Source organism: Microbulbifer sp. VAAF005 (genome assembly GCF_030012985.1).
GTDB lineage: Bacteria > Pseudomonadota > Gammaproteobacteria > Pseudomonadales > Cellvibrionaceae > Microbulbifer.
Genome location: NZ_CP120233.1, coordinates 596,486 through 609,828, shown reverse-complemented (window position 1 = coordinate 609,828; position 13,343 = coordinate 596,486). Strand labels below are relative to the sequence as shown.

Genomic DNA, 13,343 nt, shown 5'->3' with positions numbered 1-13,343 from the left:
AGTTTTAAATGACTTAGGTTATACATTAAATACACAATAAATCATCACAGGTTGACTTGGTGGCGAGACTAGCCGGATACCAAGTTTGATGGCTGAATTTTAGAGTCGCTTTAAGTAGATAGTGAGCAGGATTGCTACTGGTGGGATATATTTCTTATCTAGAGACATTTCAGGTGCCTTGCAAAATAGGTGGCGGGGAGCAAGAAAAAATGGTTGCTATAATACTTGGTTATTTATTGGGTTTAAAATGCTCATTAATAATCAAATAAAGCAACTGTATAAGTCTAGTTGCAAGTGGATTCATTCGAGTTAGGTTTTTATCTTTCGTTATTGAATAGATAGCATTTGGCCTGAAGTACATTTTTATAGGAAAAATTCCTGTATGGCCCCCCTCGACCAATGGTATTTCTTATGATTGACTGGAAGTGCTGGGTTTGGCATTAGCTTTTCCCTATGGTTTGTGTTGAATGATACATGGAAACCATAGGTAAATGATTAAAGAAGAGAGAATCCCAACCAAAGATGGGATACAGCTTGGGGCCAAGCTTTTTACGCCCAATGAGGAGCCAAAAGCGGGCATTATCATTAACTCTGCTATGGCTGTGAAGCAAAGTTTCTATTGGGATTTCGCCAGCTTTTTAGCCCAGAATGGCTACTTGGTTCTGACTTATGACTACCGGGGCATTGGGAAGTCTTCTGTCGCCAACCAGAGAGACAAACGGCTGACTTTGAGTGCTTGGGGAGAGAATGATCTGGAGGCGGTAATTGACTGGTGTGGTAAACACTCTAAAGCGCTGGTTTGGCATTGTGTTTGTCACAGTGTCGGTGGACAAATCCTAGGTCTTGCATCAAATAATACTCAACTTTCAAGTGTGTACTGCGTATCAGCTCAAAGTGGCTTTTGGAGGCTTTGGGGGCTAAGCATCAGCCAAAGCTAGTGCTGGCGTGGTACTTTGCCTTTCCGGTGTTATCGAGGGTTTTAGGGTGGGTGCCAGGCGCACTCTGGGGAGGGGAGAACCTACCTGCAGGTATTGCTAGCCAGTGGGCTTTTTGGGCCCGTCATAGGGACTATGTGGTCGATCGGCAGGGCAGACCTATTCGCGAGGGGTTTGAGCGCTTGCAGTGTGATATGAAGTTCCTGTTTATCGATGATGATAAGGACTTCGCGCCAGAGAAGGCGGTGCGTACATTAAGGGACTTCTATTGCAACGCAAATACGGATATTGAAACCATCCAGTCCAGTTCTATTGGCAATGGATCGATTGGCCATTTTGGATTCTTTAGGAAGAAGTTCAAGGATAGTCTTTGGCGCAACGTTTTAGACTGGTTGGAGTAGGCTGTTAGGGTGTTTTCGTGTGCTCGTAAAGTCGTGGTGTGACCAGATAGGGACGCATGTTAGCCCCATGAAAAGGCGTGTGCTGTGCAATAGTCTGCAAGAACCGGAAGGTCCCGTTTGCCTGCCTGATGGCCACATTTATGTCGCTGAAATGTCATCTTCGCGGCACTGTATAAGCCGTATTGATCCGACAGGGCAATACCAACGGGTAGGAGACCCCGGTTGGCGCCCCAACGGTTTGGCAATTGATGGGAGCGACAGCCTTTGGGTCGCCGGTGGGGGGAGGGAGCGGCTTGTGCGTATGGGGTTAGATGGGGCACTGCTTGATATCTATGGCGGACCAAAAAGCAAGCCTTTCTTGTGGCCTAATGACTTGGCTTTTGCTGAAAACGGTTTGCTCTATATGACAGATTCCGGAATTGATCCGGGTGAGTTTGTTCAGGGGCAGGCTATCCGGGCTGATTTCCGAAATTGTCGTTACGATGGACGGGTATACGAGATAGACCCCCGCAGTGGTGATGTGTTGCGACAGCTGGATTCAGGGTTGCGCTTTCCCAATGGTATTGCCATTGATCTACACGGCCGCTTATATGTGGGGGAGACTATTAGCGGCAATATCTACCGCTACGATCTCGCTTCTTTAGCAACTCCGAAACGGGAGGTTTTCAGCAATGTGGTTTTCGGAGCGCCAGAGGGATTTGTGGGACCTGATGGGATGGCTTTTGGTAGTGATGGGCGATTGTATTGTGCAGTTTTCGGTCAAGGTGATGTGACTGTTCTTGATAGTGATGGAAAAGTTGTCGAACGTATACCCACCTGTGGCAAGCGGCCCACTAATATTGCTTTTTGCGAAGACCCAAGGGGTGGGGCGGTGGTAACGATTTTGGATGTCGGGTGTTTAGAGTGGTTGGGGCTACCTTGCGCGGGCAGGCAGCTTTACCGTCCAAAAATATAGATTGGGTGGATTGTCGACTCAATGGTGTTGCCATGGGTTACAGAGAGGCGTTACTGGGTCAGTCGTTAGTTTTCTGTTGTATATAGTTGCGCCATCCATGAAACTTGGAGATGTCTTCCTGCTGCTGGGTTAAATAGTTTTCGCCCAATATCCCTAAGACTTGCTCACCATTTTCTAAGCTCACTTTGCCTAATGTTAGCCCTGTCGCTTCTAAATAGAGCACTTCAATTAAATTGGCCTTGGGAAGGGACCAGATTTCAATGTCAAACCATGTTCCTCCTATAATCACTCGCTGCATAGAAGGGTACTGGCCTTTAATTACCCACATTCCGTAGATGGCCTCTGTTCTGTCCTCCCTGACAAAGGTTGCATCGTTTTGTAGGAGGTTGCTTTCTAACTCAAGGCCGCGCATCAATGGTCCATTTACTGCGACTTCTGTATATGTGCTCATATTGGTTGCCGATATCCGATATTCAATATTAGTGCTACTGATCGGTTTCATTACTACTCATACCCAAACTCTCCGCATAGGCTCGCCAGCCATGCCACTTGGAAATATCTTTCTGGTTTTGCACAATATAGTTTTCACCTAGTATCCCTAATACTTGTGTTCCATCCGCTAAAGCAACTTTACCTAAGACTAATCCTTTAGCCTCCTCCTCTAATAGGTTGACTAAGTTTGCTTGAGGAATTGACCAGATCTCCAGTGCAATCCATGTGCCGCCACTAAGCACTCTCTCCATTGCAGGGTATTTGTCTCCAATGGACCACATTCGATAGATTGGTGCTGTTTTAGCCTCACGCACAAAAGTGGCGTGGTTTTTCAGCATATGTTTTTCAAGGACGAATCCGCGCATTAGGGTGCCATTAACTGCGACGTCGATAGATTCAGCGTTCGCTAGTGGCACCAATAGCATTAAGCTAGCAGCAACATATCTGAGTATCCTGAGCATTGATTTATCTCGAGTTTAGGCTGTATGAATTTAGCTTATATATGGAAATAAGAAGACTCTAGATTATGCTTGGGTCTCGTTAATTATTTTAAATTGGTACCAGAGAAACATCTTGCCACTTACCAATAATCACTAATGGAGATACATTGTGAGTCTGACGGATTTATTGTTACCTACGTATATACAAATGTTGGAGGCTCTTTCCTGTTGGCTTGAGAAAGCAAAAACAGAATTGCCAGAAGACAAGTCCGAAGCCCTCCTTAAAGCGAGGCTCGCTCCAGATATGTTTCCCTTATCATCCCAAGTTCGGTTTAGTTGCTTGCAGGCGCAAGAGGCAATATTTCGATTGGGGCGGCGTGCGATTCCAGATTTTCTGGAGGAGTTGGCTCGAGAAGGGCAGGGAGCTGGTGAAAATCCTGGGTCCATTTCCGAAGCTCAAGAGCGAATTCGACAAGCGCTGATACGTTTAAGAGGCGTTAGTCCAGAAACATTGATGTTGAGAAGGGATGAGCTTGTGACAATTAAACTTCCTAATGGGATGATTTTTGATATGACTGATGATCAATATGCCAGGGATTGGGCGTTACCCCAATTTTATTTCCATATTAATACGGCTTATGCAATCTTGAGAAACCAGGGTGTTTCATTGGGAAAAGCTGATTATGTGCAGCATGCTTTTGCTTACCTCAGGTCAGAGATGACTTCAGACGCCTAAATCACGGGAATACTTGATTTTTTTAATTTATGGCTAAAGAGATGTTGGTGTAAATTAATTTTAACTGACTTTTGTGCCTTAACCTTATAAAAGTTAAATTCAGTAGGTGAGGAGATTATTTGATAAAAAGTCAAACTTCTTTGTTGGTACGTTCTTCTATAGAATCCGCCCCCTTTCCGATTCTTCATGCGTACGATAACAGGAAGTTGATTTATGACCATCTCCCGCCGAACTTTTGTCCAGGCTATGGGTGTTGCACTTTTGACCCCCTTTGCGGTTCGTTCTCTCGCGGACACAGATAGCGAAACCTATGCACGTTTTGTGCTGGGCGGCACCACATCTACTGATCAAATTGATAACGATGGAATTGTTTTTGATTTATCCGTGGCCTCGGGAGATCCCAGTCAAACAGGGGTGGTTCTTTGGACGCATATTAATCCAGACTCCTATATAGATGGCCAGTCTCTATATGTAGATGTTGCGTTGGATGAGGAATTTACTCAGCCAATTCTAAGTGCTGAAATCAATGCTAGCGATATCACGGCAGACCGCGATTACACCGTCAACATTGACCTGGAAGGCTATTTATCCTCTGATCAGCGTTATTACTACCGGTTCAAATACGGCACTATTTGTAGTCGTACTGGCCGCTGCCACACTTTGCCAACTGGCAGCCTCGAGACTCTAAAGATGGCTGTGGTCACTTGCCAGGATTACACCACCGGTTACTACAATGCCTATAACCATATTGCGGACGAAGATGTACATTGCGTACTGCACTTGGGGGACTTTATCTATGAATATGCCGAATATGAAGGTTTTGAAAGCTCAGTAGTGCATTCGCTCTCTCTGCCTTCTGGCGGTTCGGTTGCGATGGACCTTGAAGATTATCGCCATATCTATAAGGAGTACCGCAAGGATAAGAACTTGCAGCGGGCGATGGAAATGCACTCATTTATCATCACATGGGATGATCATGAAACGGCAGACAACGCCTACTGGGATTATGAGAGAGATACTCTGGGCGTGCCGTCTCACCCCTACCAGACCGGTGATAACGATCCTGATCAGCTGCGCCAGTTACGTCGCGATGCCCAGCAGGCTTGGATTGAATATGTCCCAGCACGGGTAAAAGTTGATGAGTCCGCAAGCCATGCTTTTGACTACTTGCAGATATATCGGTCATTCCAGTTTGGGGACTTGGTTGACCTTTATATGACAGACAGCCGCACTTATCGAACCAAGGAGCCTTGCACTGACGGTACTACTTGGGAAAATTACTGGTGTACAGATTACGAAAAAGATAGCCAAACCATGCTGGGTAAGACACAGCGGGATTGGTTGATAGATGGAATTGTAAATTCCAGTGCCCGCTGGAAAGTATGGGGGAACCAAACTCTACTGGCCCAATTGGCTGGGACTATCTTGGGGCGTTCACTGGTTTATGCCAACTATGATGCCTGGGACGGTTACCAGTGGGAGCGGGAACAGATTCTGTCGTCGGTTAAAGACAGTAACGTTGACAATTTTGTGGTACTGACAGGAGATCTTCATTCCAGCATCGCGTCGTACCTAAAAGTAGACTTCAGCAAAATCAGCAACTGGAACTACGACAACTTGGTCGGTGTTGAGCTGATGACCCCATCTATATCTTCTCCTAATATGAACGATACGATTGAAAAAGGTATTGATGTTGGCAGTGTGTTTACCTCATTGCTAAATGGTGGGGTTCAGGTCAACAATCCACATATCAAAGATTTTGTCAGTAATATCTATGGATATGCGGTGATTGAATTCAATGTTGATGAATTGAATTGGACCGTATACAACATTGATAAGAAGAGTGACAATCCGGATACCGAAAAGGCCATTTACAAGAAGTTTAATTATGAGCCGGTTGGCATGTGGTTGACTGAAAAATAACTGGCTGCCATTCAATATGAAGTTGGGGGCGCTGGCCCTCAACTTCATAAGATTCCCGTATATCTATTTCTTTTTCATCACAGCTAGAAAATCCTCCCCTGCTTCCGGAGCTAATGGGTCTGCGAGTACACATTTGATATATGCCTGCGGGTCATCTATACCCGACGATGGGCACAATGCTGTATCTGGCGTTGGGGCACTCTTGATAGATCAGACATCAAGTAAAAGGATATTACCTTGCTGCAAGAATCTTACCCTTACTACCTGGCCAATGAAGCAGTGCATGCCAACACCGATCTGGAAGTTACTGACAAGTATTCAGGGAAAGTAGCTACCCGGGTTGCAATGGCTGATGCCAAGGTTATTGACAGTGCCATCGACTGGGCGCTTTTGGCAGAAAAACCGATGGCTAATTTGCCGTCTTACAACCGCCAGGAAGTTTTACAGCATTGTGTTGTACGTTTTCGTGAAAGGTTTGAAGAGCTGGCCGAAGCGCTGTGTATTGAAGCTGGTAAGCCGATTCATGATTCGCGGGGCGAGGTGCTGCGTCTAATCGATACATTTCATGTGGCCGCTGAAGAGGCAGTGCGTATCAATGGTGAGATTATCAATCTTGAGATATCCAAGCGCTCACGGGGCTATCGCGGATATATCAGGCGAGTGCCAGTAGGCGCATGCTCCTTTATATCGCCGTTCAATTTCCCTCTGAATCTTGCTGCTCACAAGGTGGCACCTGCCATCGCTGCTGGATGCCCCTTTGTACTGAAGCCCGCTAGCCGCACGCCCATAGGGGCATTGATCATCGCTGAAGTTCTGGCCGAAACACAGCTGCCGAAAGGTGCCTTTTCTGTATTGCCCTGCCATAGAGAGGGAGCAGAGCTGTTTACGGTGGATGATCGATTTAAGCTGCTGAGCTTTACTGGCTCACCTGCGGTGGGCTGGGACCTAAAGGCCAGGGCGGGACGAAAGAAAGTGGTTTTGGAGTTGGGGGGTAATGCAGCCTGCGTTATCGATCGGGATACAGATCTTGGTGATGCTGTAGAGAGGCTGATTTTCGGTGCTTTCTATCAGTCGGGCCAAAGCTGTATCGGCGTTCAGAGGATCTATGGGCATTGCAGTCTATATGAAGACCTGAAGCGACGTCTGGTTGAGCGTACCAAAAAGCTGAAGAAAGGCGATCCTCGATCAGAAGATACATTTATTGGCCCAATGATTTCTGAGGGAGAGGCTACCCGCTTGCATACCTGGGTGGAAGAGGGGGTTCAAGCCGGGGGAACCTTGCTTTGTGGAGGTACACGAGATGGCGCCATGCTTGATCCAACGCTATTAGAAAACGTGCCCCATGACTGCTCCATTGTACAGCAGGAGGCATTTGGCCCTGTTGCAATTCTGGAGCCTTTCGATAGTTTCGATGATGTTTTAGAAAAAGTGAATGACAGCGCTTTTGGTCTGCAGGCTGGCATATTCACTCGTGACCTTTACAAAGCCCAGCAAGCCTGGGATACCTTGGAAGTGGGTGGTGTGGTTATTGGTGATGTACCCAGCTGGCGGGTAGATAATATGCCCTATGGTGGTGTTAAGGATTCGGGTCTTGGTCGGGAAGGGGTACGCTGGGCTATTGCGGATATGACCGAGGAGCGGTTGATGGTGGTACGTGAGTTAAATAGTTAGAAAATTAATAGGTCACCAGGCCCACAACTCTCCTTGCAGCTGTGGCCTTGGACTAACGATTGACCTTACTTATTAGTTTGGGCATGTCTGGCTGAGATGCTGAGCATGAAACTGAAGATGTTCCTCAATAAAGCTGGTGATAAAGTAATAGCTGTGGTCATAACCGGAATGACGGCGAAGTTGGAGCGGGTAGTTGCTTGCTTTGGCGGCTTCTTCGAGCATCTCGGGTTTCAGCTGTTCAAAAAGAAAGCTATCGGCTTCCCCTTGATCCACCAACATTGGCACAGACTTCTCGGCATTTTTGAGCAGTTCGCTGCTATCGTAGTCTCGCCAACTATCCCGATCTTTGCCCAAATAGGTTTCAAAGGCTTTTTGCCCCCATGGACACTGAGTGGGGTTGCTAATGGGGCTGAAGGCTGATGCGGAAACATAACTTGCCGGATTGCGTAGGGCGCTCATCAGTGCGCCATGGCCCCCCATTGAATGTCCTGCAATGGCCCGCCGTGTTGTCACAGGGAAGGTGGTCTCGATAAGTGCCGGCAGTTCTTCCACCACATAATCATACATGTGGTAGTGGCGACTCCAGGGCGCTTGGGTGGCGTTGATATAAAATCCAGCACCTTGCCCCAGATCATAGGCTTCATCATCGGCAACAGATTCTCCACGGGGACTGGTGTCGGGAGCAACGATGGCTATCCCCAGTTCGGAGGCAATCCGCTGGGCTCCTGCCTTTTGCATAAAATTCTCATCGGTACAGGTCAGACCTGACAGCCAGTAGAGCACCGGAACCTTGTGCATTTGTGAAGCTTGCGGTGGCAAATAAATAGCAAAACGCATTTTGCAGCTAAGTGACTGTGAGTCGTGAAGGTATTGCTTGTGCCAGCCGCCAAAACTCCGGTTGGCACTGATATTTTCAATAGACATGATGGATAGCCCTAATTGGACCACCGCCAAGAGATGGCCCAATTGATCATTGCTGGTTATTGATCGAAGTGAATGACGGTGCGGATACTTTCGCCTTTGTGTAACAGATCGAAAGATTTATTGATGTCATCCAGGCTCATGGTGTGGGTGATAAAGTCGTTGAGCTGGAATTCGCCATTCAGGTAGCGCTCTACGTAGTCTGGTAACTCGGAGCGCCCTTTAACGCCGCCGAATGCGGACCCGCGCCAGACTCGGCCTGTTACCAGCTGGAAGGGACGGGTGGAGATCTCCTGGCCGGCACCAGCTACACCGATAATGACTGATTCACCCCAGCCCTTGTGGCAGCACTCCAGAGCGGAGCGCATCACATTGACGTTGCCGATACATTCGAAGGAATAATCCACACCGCCCTCGGTGAGTTCGACAATGACTTCTTGAATTGGCTTATCGTAGTTGTTGGGGTTGATACAGTCCGTCGCCCCCAGTTTGCGGGCTAATTCAAACTTGCTTTCATTGATATCGATGGCAATGATTCGCGAGGCCTTTGCCATGGTAGCGCCGATAATCGCCGAAAGACCGATGCCCCCAAGGCCAAAGATCGCAACGGTATCGCCTTCTTGAACCTTGGCTGTGTTCATCACGGCGCCCATACCAGTAGTGACACCACAACCCAGCAGGCAGACTTCCTCTAACGGAGCCGCCGGATTTACTTTTGCCAGTGAAATCTCTGGCAATACGGTGTACTCCGAAAATGTCGAGCAGCCCATATAGTGATAGATGGGCTTGCCATCTTTATAGAAGCGTGTGGTGCCGTCAGGCATCAGGCCTTGGCCCTGAGTTTCACGGATCTTTTGGCAGAGGTTCGTCTTGCCGGACTTGCAGAATTTACACTCGCCACATTCTGGGGTGTACAGCGGGATAACATGATCACCCTCTTTGACACTGGTAACCCCTTCACCGACCTGCACGACAATACCGCCACCTTCATGGCCCAAAATACAGGGGAATTTGCCTTCCGGGTCGTCGCCAGACAAGGTGAAAGCATCGGTGTGACACACTCCCGATGCAATGACCTTGATCAATACTTCACCAGCCTTTGGCAGCATGACATCCACTTCTTCGACCGATAACGGTTGGCCAGGCCCCCAAGCGATGGCGGCCTTCGACTTGATAAATTGTTCAGACATTAGATTACTCGCTGTTAAATCATGTCATTCAGGGCCTGGAGTTGGTTGGCCCCGCTGTGACGACTGGGGAGCCATTATATTGATTGCAAAATTGATTATAATTGGGTGTTTTTGAAACTTACTTTTACATATTTGCAATAATGAAAGATTGGGAAGGTATTACAGAGTTCGTTTATGTTGCTGAAAGCGAGAGCTTTACCCTCGCAGCGCAGCGGCTGGCTATTTCCACCGCCAAAGTCAGCCGCCAGGTCAGTGCTTTGGAGAGCCGCTTGAATGTCAAACTGCTATATCGAACCACGCGCAAGGTGTCACTGACACAAGAAGGTACGCTGTTTTACCAGCATTGCCGGGGGGTGCTCGATGGGCTGGAGGCGGCGGAACGAGCAGTAACTCAATTACAGAGCCACCCACAGGGCAAAATCAAACTGACGGCACCGGTCACTTATGCTGAAAAGAAGGTTGCACCACTGATCAATAATTTTGTGATTCAAAACCCCAAGATTGAGGTCAATGCCTATTTCACCAATCGCCAGGTTGACCTCATAGATGAGGGTTACGATATCGCCATACGCCTGGGTAAGTTGCAGGACTCAACTTTGATGGCAAGAAAGTTGGCGGACCGGCGAATTCATCTGTGCGCCTCACCGGATTATCTTGAAGAGCACGGGACTCCACACTCCTTGTCGGAATTGACCAGGCACAACTGCCTGCTGGGCACACTGGATTACTGGCGATTCAATACCAGGGAAGGAGAAAAAAACCTTAGGGTCAAAGGTAGCCTTCGCTACAACAACGGTGGGGCGCTTTTAGATGCTGCGCTTAAAGGCCTGGGGGTTGTGCAGTTGCCCGATTACTATGTCGAGCAATATATCGCTGAAGGAAAGTTAATCACCCTCTTAAGTGATCTCGAAGATAGGGATGAAGGGGTGTACGCAGTTTACCCCGGCAATCGATATATCGCGCCGAAAGTCAGGCTGCTGATCGATTATCTAGCCGAGTATCTCACTTGAGAATAGGGAAGAGGAAGATTTAGGGCTTGGTGTAGCAAAGGGTTCACAGTGGTATATTACTAGCGGAGGTGGTTTCTTCAATTTGTTGGCTTACCCACTTGCTGCAGAATTCCGCAATCCGCTTCCATTTTGGCTCCAGCATTAAATAGTGACCATAACCTTCTGCCCGGTAGAAGGTGGTATTTTTTCCTTGTCGCTCCGCGATTAACTGTGCTGTGGAAGGGGGAATTGCCAGGTCATCGGTTCCCGAAACCATTAAAGTGGGGCAATTGATTTTTTGATAGTCAATCCTGGTTGTTTTATTGCCGTCGAAAATCCAGAAGAACAATTCAAATAAGACTTGCCCAGATTCAGGACCTAATCGATCGAAGACCTTGTGCTGGTCGTCTGGATTAAGTTTATTCAACCCGAATTTCGCCATTGTCGCGAAATCCGGTAACAGGACATCATTCCAAAATTCACCCGCAGCCATAAACAACTTGCCCAGCGCACGTTCTTCTTCTGTGGTGGGCAGTATTCCCCAGTTCACGCTTCCGTTAAGCAATACGATTGCCCGTGCCAAATCCATAGTTGCCAATTTTTGTGCAATAACACCGCCCAGGGAGTGGCCGACTAGAACAGGATTTTGATCCAAAGAGTGTACAAAATTTCTGATGTCATCAACGTAGTCGGCGATACTCAGTCCTTTAAGGTGTTGCTGATTTTGTTCTGACTTTAGATCTTGATGGTAGCGGTAGCTTGGGCTGTGACAATAGAATCCTTCCTCTTCAAAATGCTGGTGGAAGTTCTCCATTGTCCAGGGGCCGGCATTGGTTCCGTGGATAAAGACGATAGGGGTATCCAAAGCCAGCTCCCGGTTTTTCAAGGCTTCCTTAGACTTTAGATGCGAGGATATCCGCAGTCATAATTTGTGGTTCTGATGCGATCAGTTCATCCGCTTTGCCTAGCAATGCTGCAGCGATCTTGCCGTTAAGATGTGCAGTCAAGCCGTCTTCATCGCTAAACGTGTCGAAAATAGCAAATCGCGTAGCGTTGATTTGTACGGCATACCAGCTCAGGGTTCCTTGCTCTTCCACAGCGAGCGGTTGGGCTGAGGTGAGCAGCGCCTTTACCTCATCAGCCTTATCCGCTTTGGCGTCGATCAGTGCCACGATGGCCAGCTTAGCTTCAGTCATTGTTTTCTCTCACGTTGTTTGGTGATGAGTATCCTAGGGGAAGCTCAGGCTTGACTATCAGTGTCCAAAAAGGCAATGATCAGACAAAATTCGCCACTTTGAGGATTTATGGCCCAGATAGTCATCTTATCTATGCCGGGAGTTTTGCCGTCGGCTCTGGCTGGCGTTCAGGATATGTTTGCCCTGGGTGGCCTCCGCTTATCTGAAAGCCAACACTCCCTGGACCCTGCCTATCAACAGTCCTGGTCCCCCGAAATCCTGGTCGCCAGTTCTGATGGCGCCGACATTATAGACGGGCAGGGCAGGTACTTTGCTGTAAGCCATGGGGTATCACAAATATCCAGTTGCGAAGCCGTGATAGTCCCCGGATTTATGCCCAACCAGTTTGGTGTGCCCCCTGAAAAGCTGCTGGATCAACCGACTTGCGAATGGTTGCGAACCCAATATAGGCGCGGGGCAATTATCACGGGTTCTTGTAGTGGCGTTTTGGCGCTGGGTGAAGCGGGTCTGCTAAATGGACGACAGTGCACAACCACCTGGTGGTTACACAATGAGTTGAAATCCCGCTTTATCAATGCCTGCCCGCTATGGGCCAGTGGACTGTTAGTAGACGAAAATATAGTGACAGCGGGTGGCCCTTTATCTTGGGTAGATGTAACTCTACAAGTGATCAAGATGCTAGCTGGTGAAGAAGTTGCAACCAAAGTGGCTGATCTCGCTGTTGTGGATTCCCACCCGCGTTCGCAAACTTTGCATGTACCAAAAGGCTACAAGGTATCAAAAGAGCAGTTTCTGGTGGATGCAGAGAATGTAGTTCGCCAATATTTTGGCCAACAGTTAAGCAGTCAGTTGCTGGCAAAAGAACTGTCGATATCTGAGCGAACATTACACCGGCGGCTAAAACAGTTAACAGCGCAAGCACCCAAACAATTTATCGATAGCGTCCGTATGGAATACGCACGTAGCCTTTTGCTAAACCCAGCCAATAAGGTTGCCAGTGTCGCGCAAGAATTAGGCTATTCCGATGATGCAGTATTCCGACGTGTATTTAAATTACATGTGGGGATGAGTCCCAGTCAATTTAGGCAGAAAAATCAGAAGAGCTAATTTGTTTGGCAGGCTACCGTCAGGGCTGGGGTCAAGTTAGGCGGTAAAGCTGATAGTTGAGATAAAGAGTATTCTAAAGATAGATATTATTGACCTCTTCTCCCAAGGATTGGCTTAGATCTTTCCTGGCAGAAAACCAGTAGCATCAATATTTATAGAGGCTCGTTTGTAGTGGTTGTCTTGGCGTGAATGAGAATTCTGGTAGGAGATCAACAAATTACTTTTAAGATATTAGAAGCTATATCAAGGCTGAAGCTAGGGGTGAATAGAAGTTTAACCGGCTTCGATATTCTGGGTGGTGCCAAGTAATTGTTTTTTTTGTTTTATATAATTTTATGCAACCAAAAGATTTATTTCGCTGGGTGGGTTGTGCCTGTAGTTGTGTCA

14 protein-coding genes are annotated in these 13,343 nt (G+C 47.6%); 8 read left to right on the top strand and 6 right to left on the bottom strand.

Annotated elements, in window-relative coordinates; all coding sequences use genetic code 11:
• The first annotated feature begins 491 nt into the window (after positions 1-491).
• From P0078_RS02595 to P0078_RS02585, 3 genes are all read left to right on the top strand, one after another.
• A complete protein-coding gene (locus tag P0078_RS02595) occupies positions 492-938 on the top strand; it encodes a serine aminopeptidase domain-containing protein (RefSeq protein WP_282932918.1) in 447 nt (148 codons plus the stop codon).
• A 50-nt stretch (positions 939-988) separates the two neighbouring features.
• Complete coding sequence (locus tag P0078_RS02590) at positions 989-1,336, top strand: hypothetical protein (protein ID WP_282932917.1); 348 nt, start codon at positions 989-991, stop codon at positions 1,334-1,336.
• A gap of 67 nt (positions 1,337-1,403) precedes the next feature.
• Complete coding sequence (locus P0078_RS02585) at positions 1,404-2,291, top strand: SMP-30/gluconolactonase/LRE family protein (protein ID WP_282932916.1); 888 nt, start codon at positions 1,404-1,406, stop codon at positions 2,289-2,291.
• 58 nt (positions 2,292-2,349) lie between these two features.
• Here the strand turns inward: P0078_RS02585 and P0078_RS02580 are convergent, their stop codons facing one another.
• Together P0078_RS02580 and P0078_RS02575 are read right to left on the bottom strand one after the other, a co-directional pair.
• A complete protein-coding gene (locus tag P0078_RS02580; RefSeq protein ID WP_282932915.1) occupies positions 2,350-2,793 on the bottom strand; it encodes an allophanate hydrolase-related protein in 444 nt (147 codons plus the stop codon).
• Entirely contained in the window at positions 2,777-3,208 is a 432-nt protein-coding gene (locus P0078_RS02575; protein WP_353057098.1) for an allophanate hydrolase-related protein, read from the bottom strand. Before P0078_RS02575 ends, P0078_RS02580 begins: the two co-directional genes overlap by 17 nt.
• Positions 3,209-3,392: 184 nt before the next feature.
• Here P0078_RS02575 and P0078_RS02570 point away from each other — a divergent pair, with 184 nt between their 5' ends.
• From P0078_RS02570 to P0078_RS02560, 3 genes are all read left to right on the top strand, one after another.
• Positions 3,393-3,959 (top strand): DUF1993 domain-containing protein, encoded by a 567-nt coding sequence (locus tag P0078_RS02570; protein WP_282932913.1) that lies wholly within the window; start codon positions 3,393-3,395, stop codon positions 3,957-3,959.
• Positions 3,960-4,172: 213 nt separating this feature from the next.
• The gene (locus tag P0078_RS02565; protein ID WP_282932912.1) at positions 4,173-5,882 is read left to right on the top strand and encodes an alkaline phosphatase D family protein; all 1,710 of its coding nucleotides are present in this window, start codon (positions 4,173-4,175) and stop codon (positions 5,880-5,882) included.
• A 237-nt stretch (positions 5,883-6,119) separates the two neighbouring features.
• Positions 6,120-7,553 carry an aldehyde dehydrogenase family protein gene (locus tag P0078_RS02560; protein ID WP_282932911.1) on the top strand — a complete coding sequence of 478 codons (1,434 nt, stop codon included), beginning with the start codon at positions 6,120-6,122 and terminating at the stop codon, positions 7,551-7,553.
• Between the two features lie 72 nt (positions 7,554-7,625).
• Here P0078_RS02560 and fghA read toward each other — a convergent pair whose 3' ends face one another.
• The gene (gene fghA / locus P0078_RS02555; protein WP_282932910.1) at positions 7,626-8,477 is read right to left on the bottom strand and encodes an S-formylglutathione hydrolase; all 852 of its coding nucleotides are present in this window, start codon (positions 8,475-8,477) and stop codon (positions 7,626-7,628) included.
• Positions 8,478-8,533: 56 nt separating this feature from the next.
• Entirely contained in the window at positions 8,534-9,664 is a 1,131-nt protein-coding gene (locus tag P0078_RS02550) for an S-(hydroxymethyl)glutathione dehydrogenase/class III alcohol dehydrogenase (RefSeq protein WP_282932909.1), read from the bottom strand.
• 140 nt (positions 9,665-9,804) lie between these two features.
• Between P0078_RS02550 and P0078_RS02545 the strand changes: the two genes are divergently transcribed.
• Entirely contained in the window at positions 9,805-10,674 is an 870-nt protein-coding gene (locus tag P0078_RS02545) for a LysR substrate-binding domain-containing protein (protein WP_282932908.1), read from the top strand.
• Between the two features lie 43 nt (positions 10,675-10,717).
• Here the strand turns inward: P0078_RS02545 and P0078_RS02540 are convergent, their stop codons facing one another.
• A complete protein-coding gene (locus P0078_RS02540) occupies positions 10,718-11,518 on the bottom strand; it encodes an alpha/beta hydrolase (protein WP_282932907.1) in 801 nt (266 codons plus the stop codon).
• Positions 11,519-11,546: 28 nt separating this feature from the next.
• Positions 11,547-11,849, bottom strand: coding sequence for a putative quinol monooxygenase (locus P0078_RS02535; protein WP_282932906.1), 303 nt, complete (start codon positions 11,847-11,849; stop codon positions 11,547-11,549).
• A gap of 108 nt (positions 11,850-11,957) precedes the next feature.
• Between P0078_RS02535 and P0078_RS02530 the strand changes: the two genes are divergently transcribed.
• Positions 11,958-12,956, top strand: coding sequence for a GlxA family transcriptional regulator (locus P0078_RS02530; protein ID WP_282932905.1), 999 nt, complete (start codon positions 11,958-11,960; stop codon positions 12,954-12,956).
• Positions 12,957-13,343 lie beyond the last annotated feature (387 nt).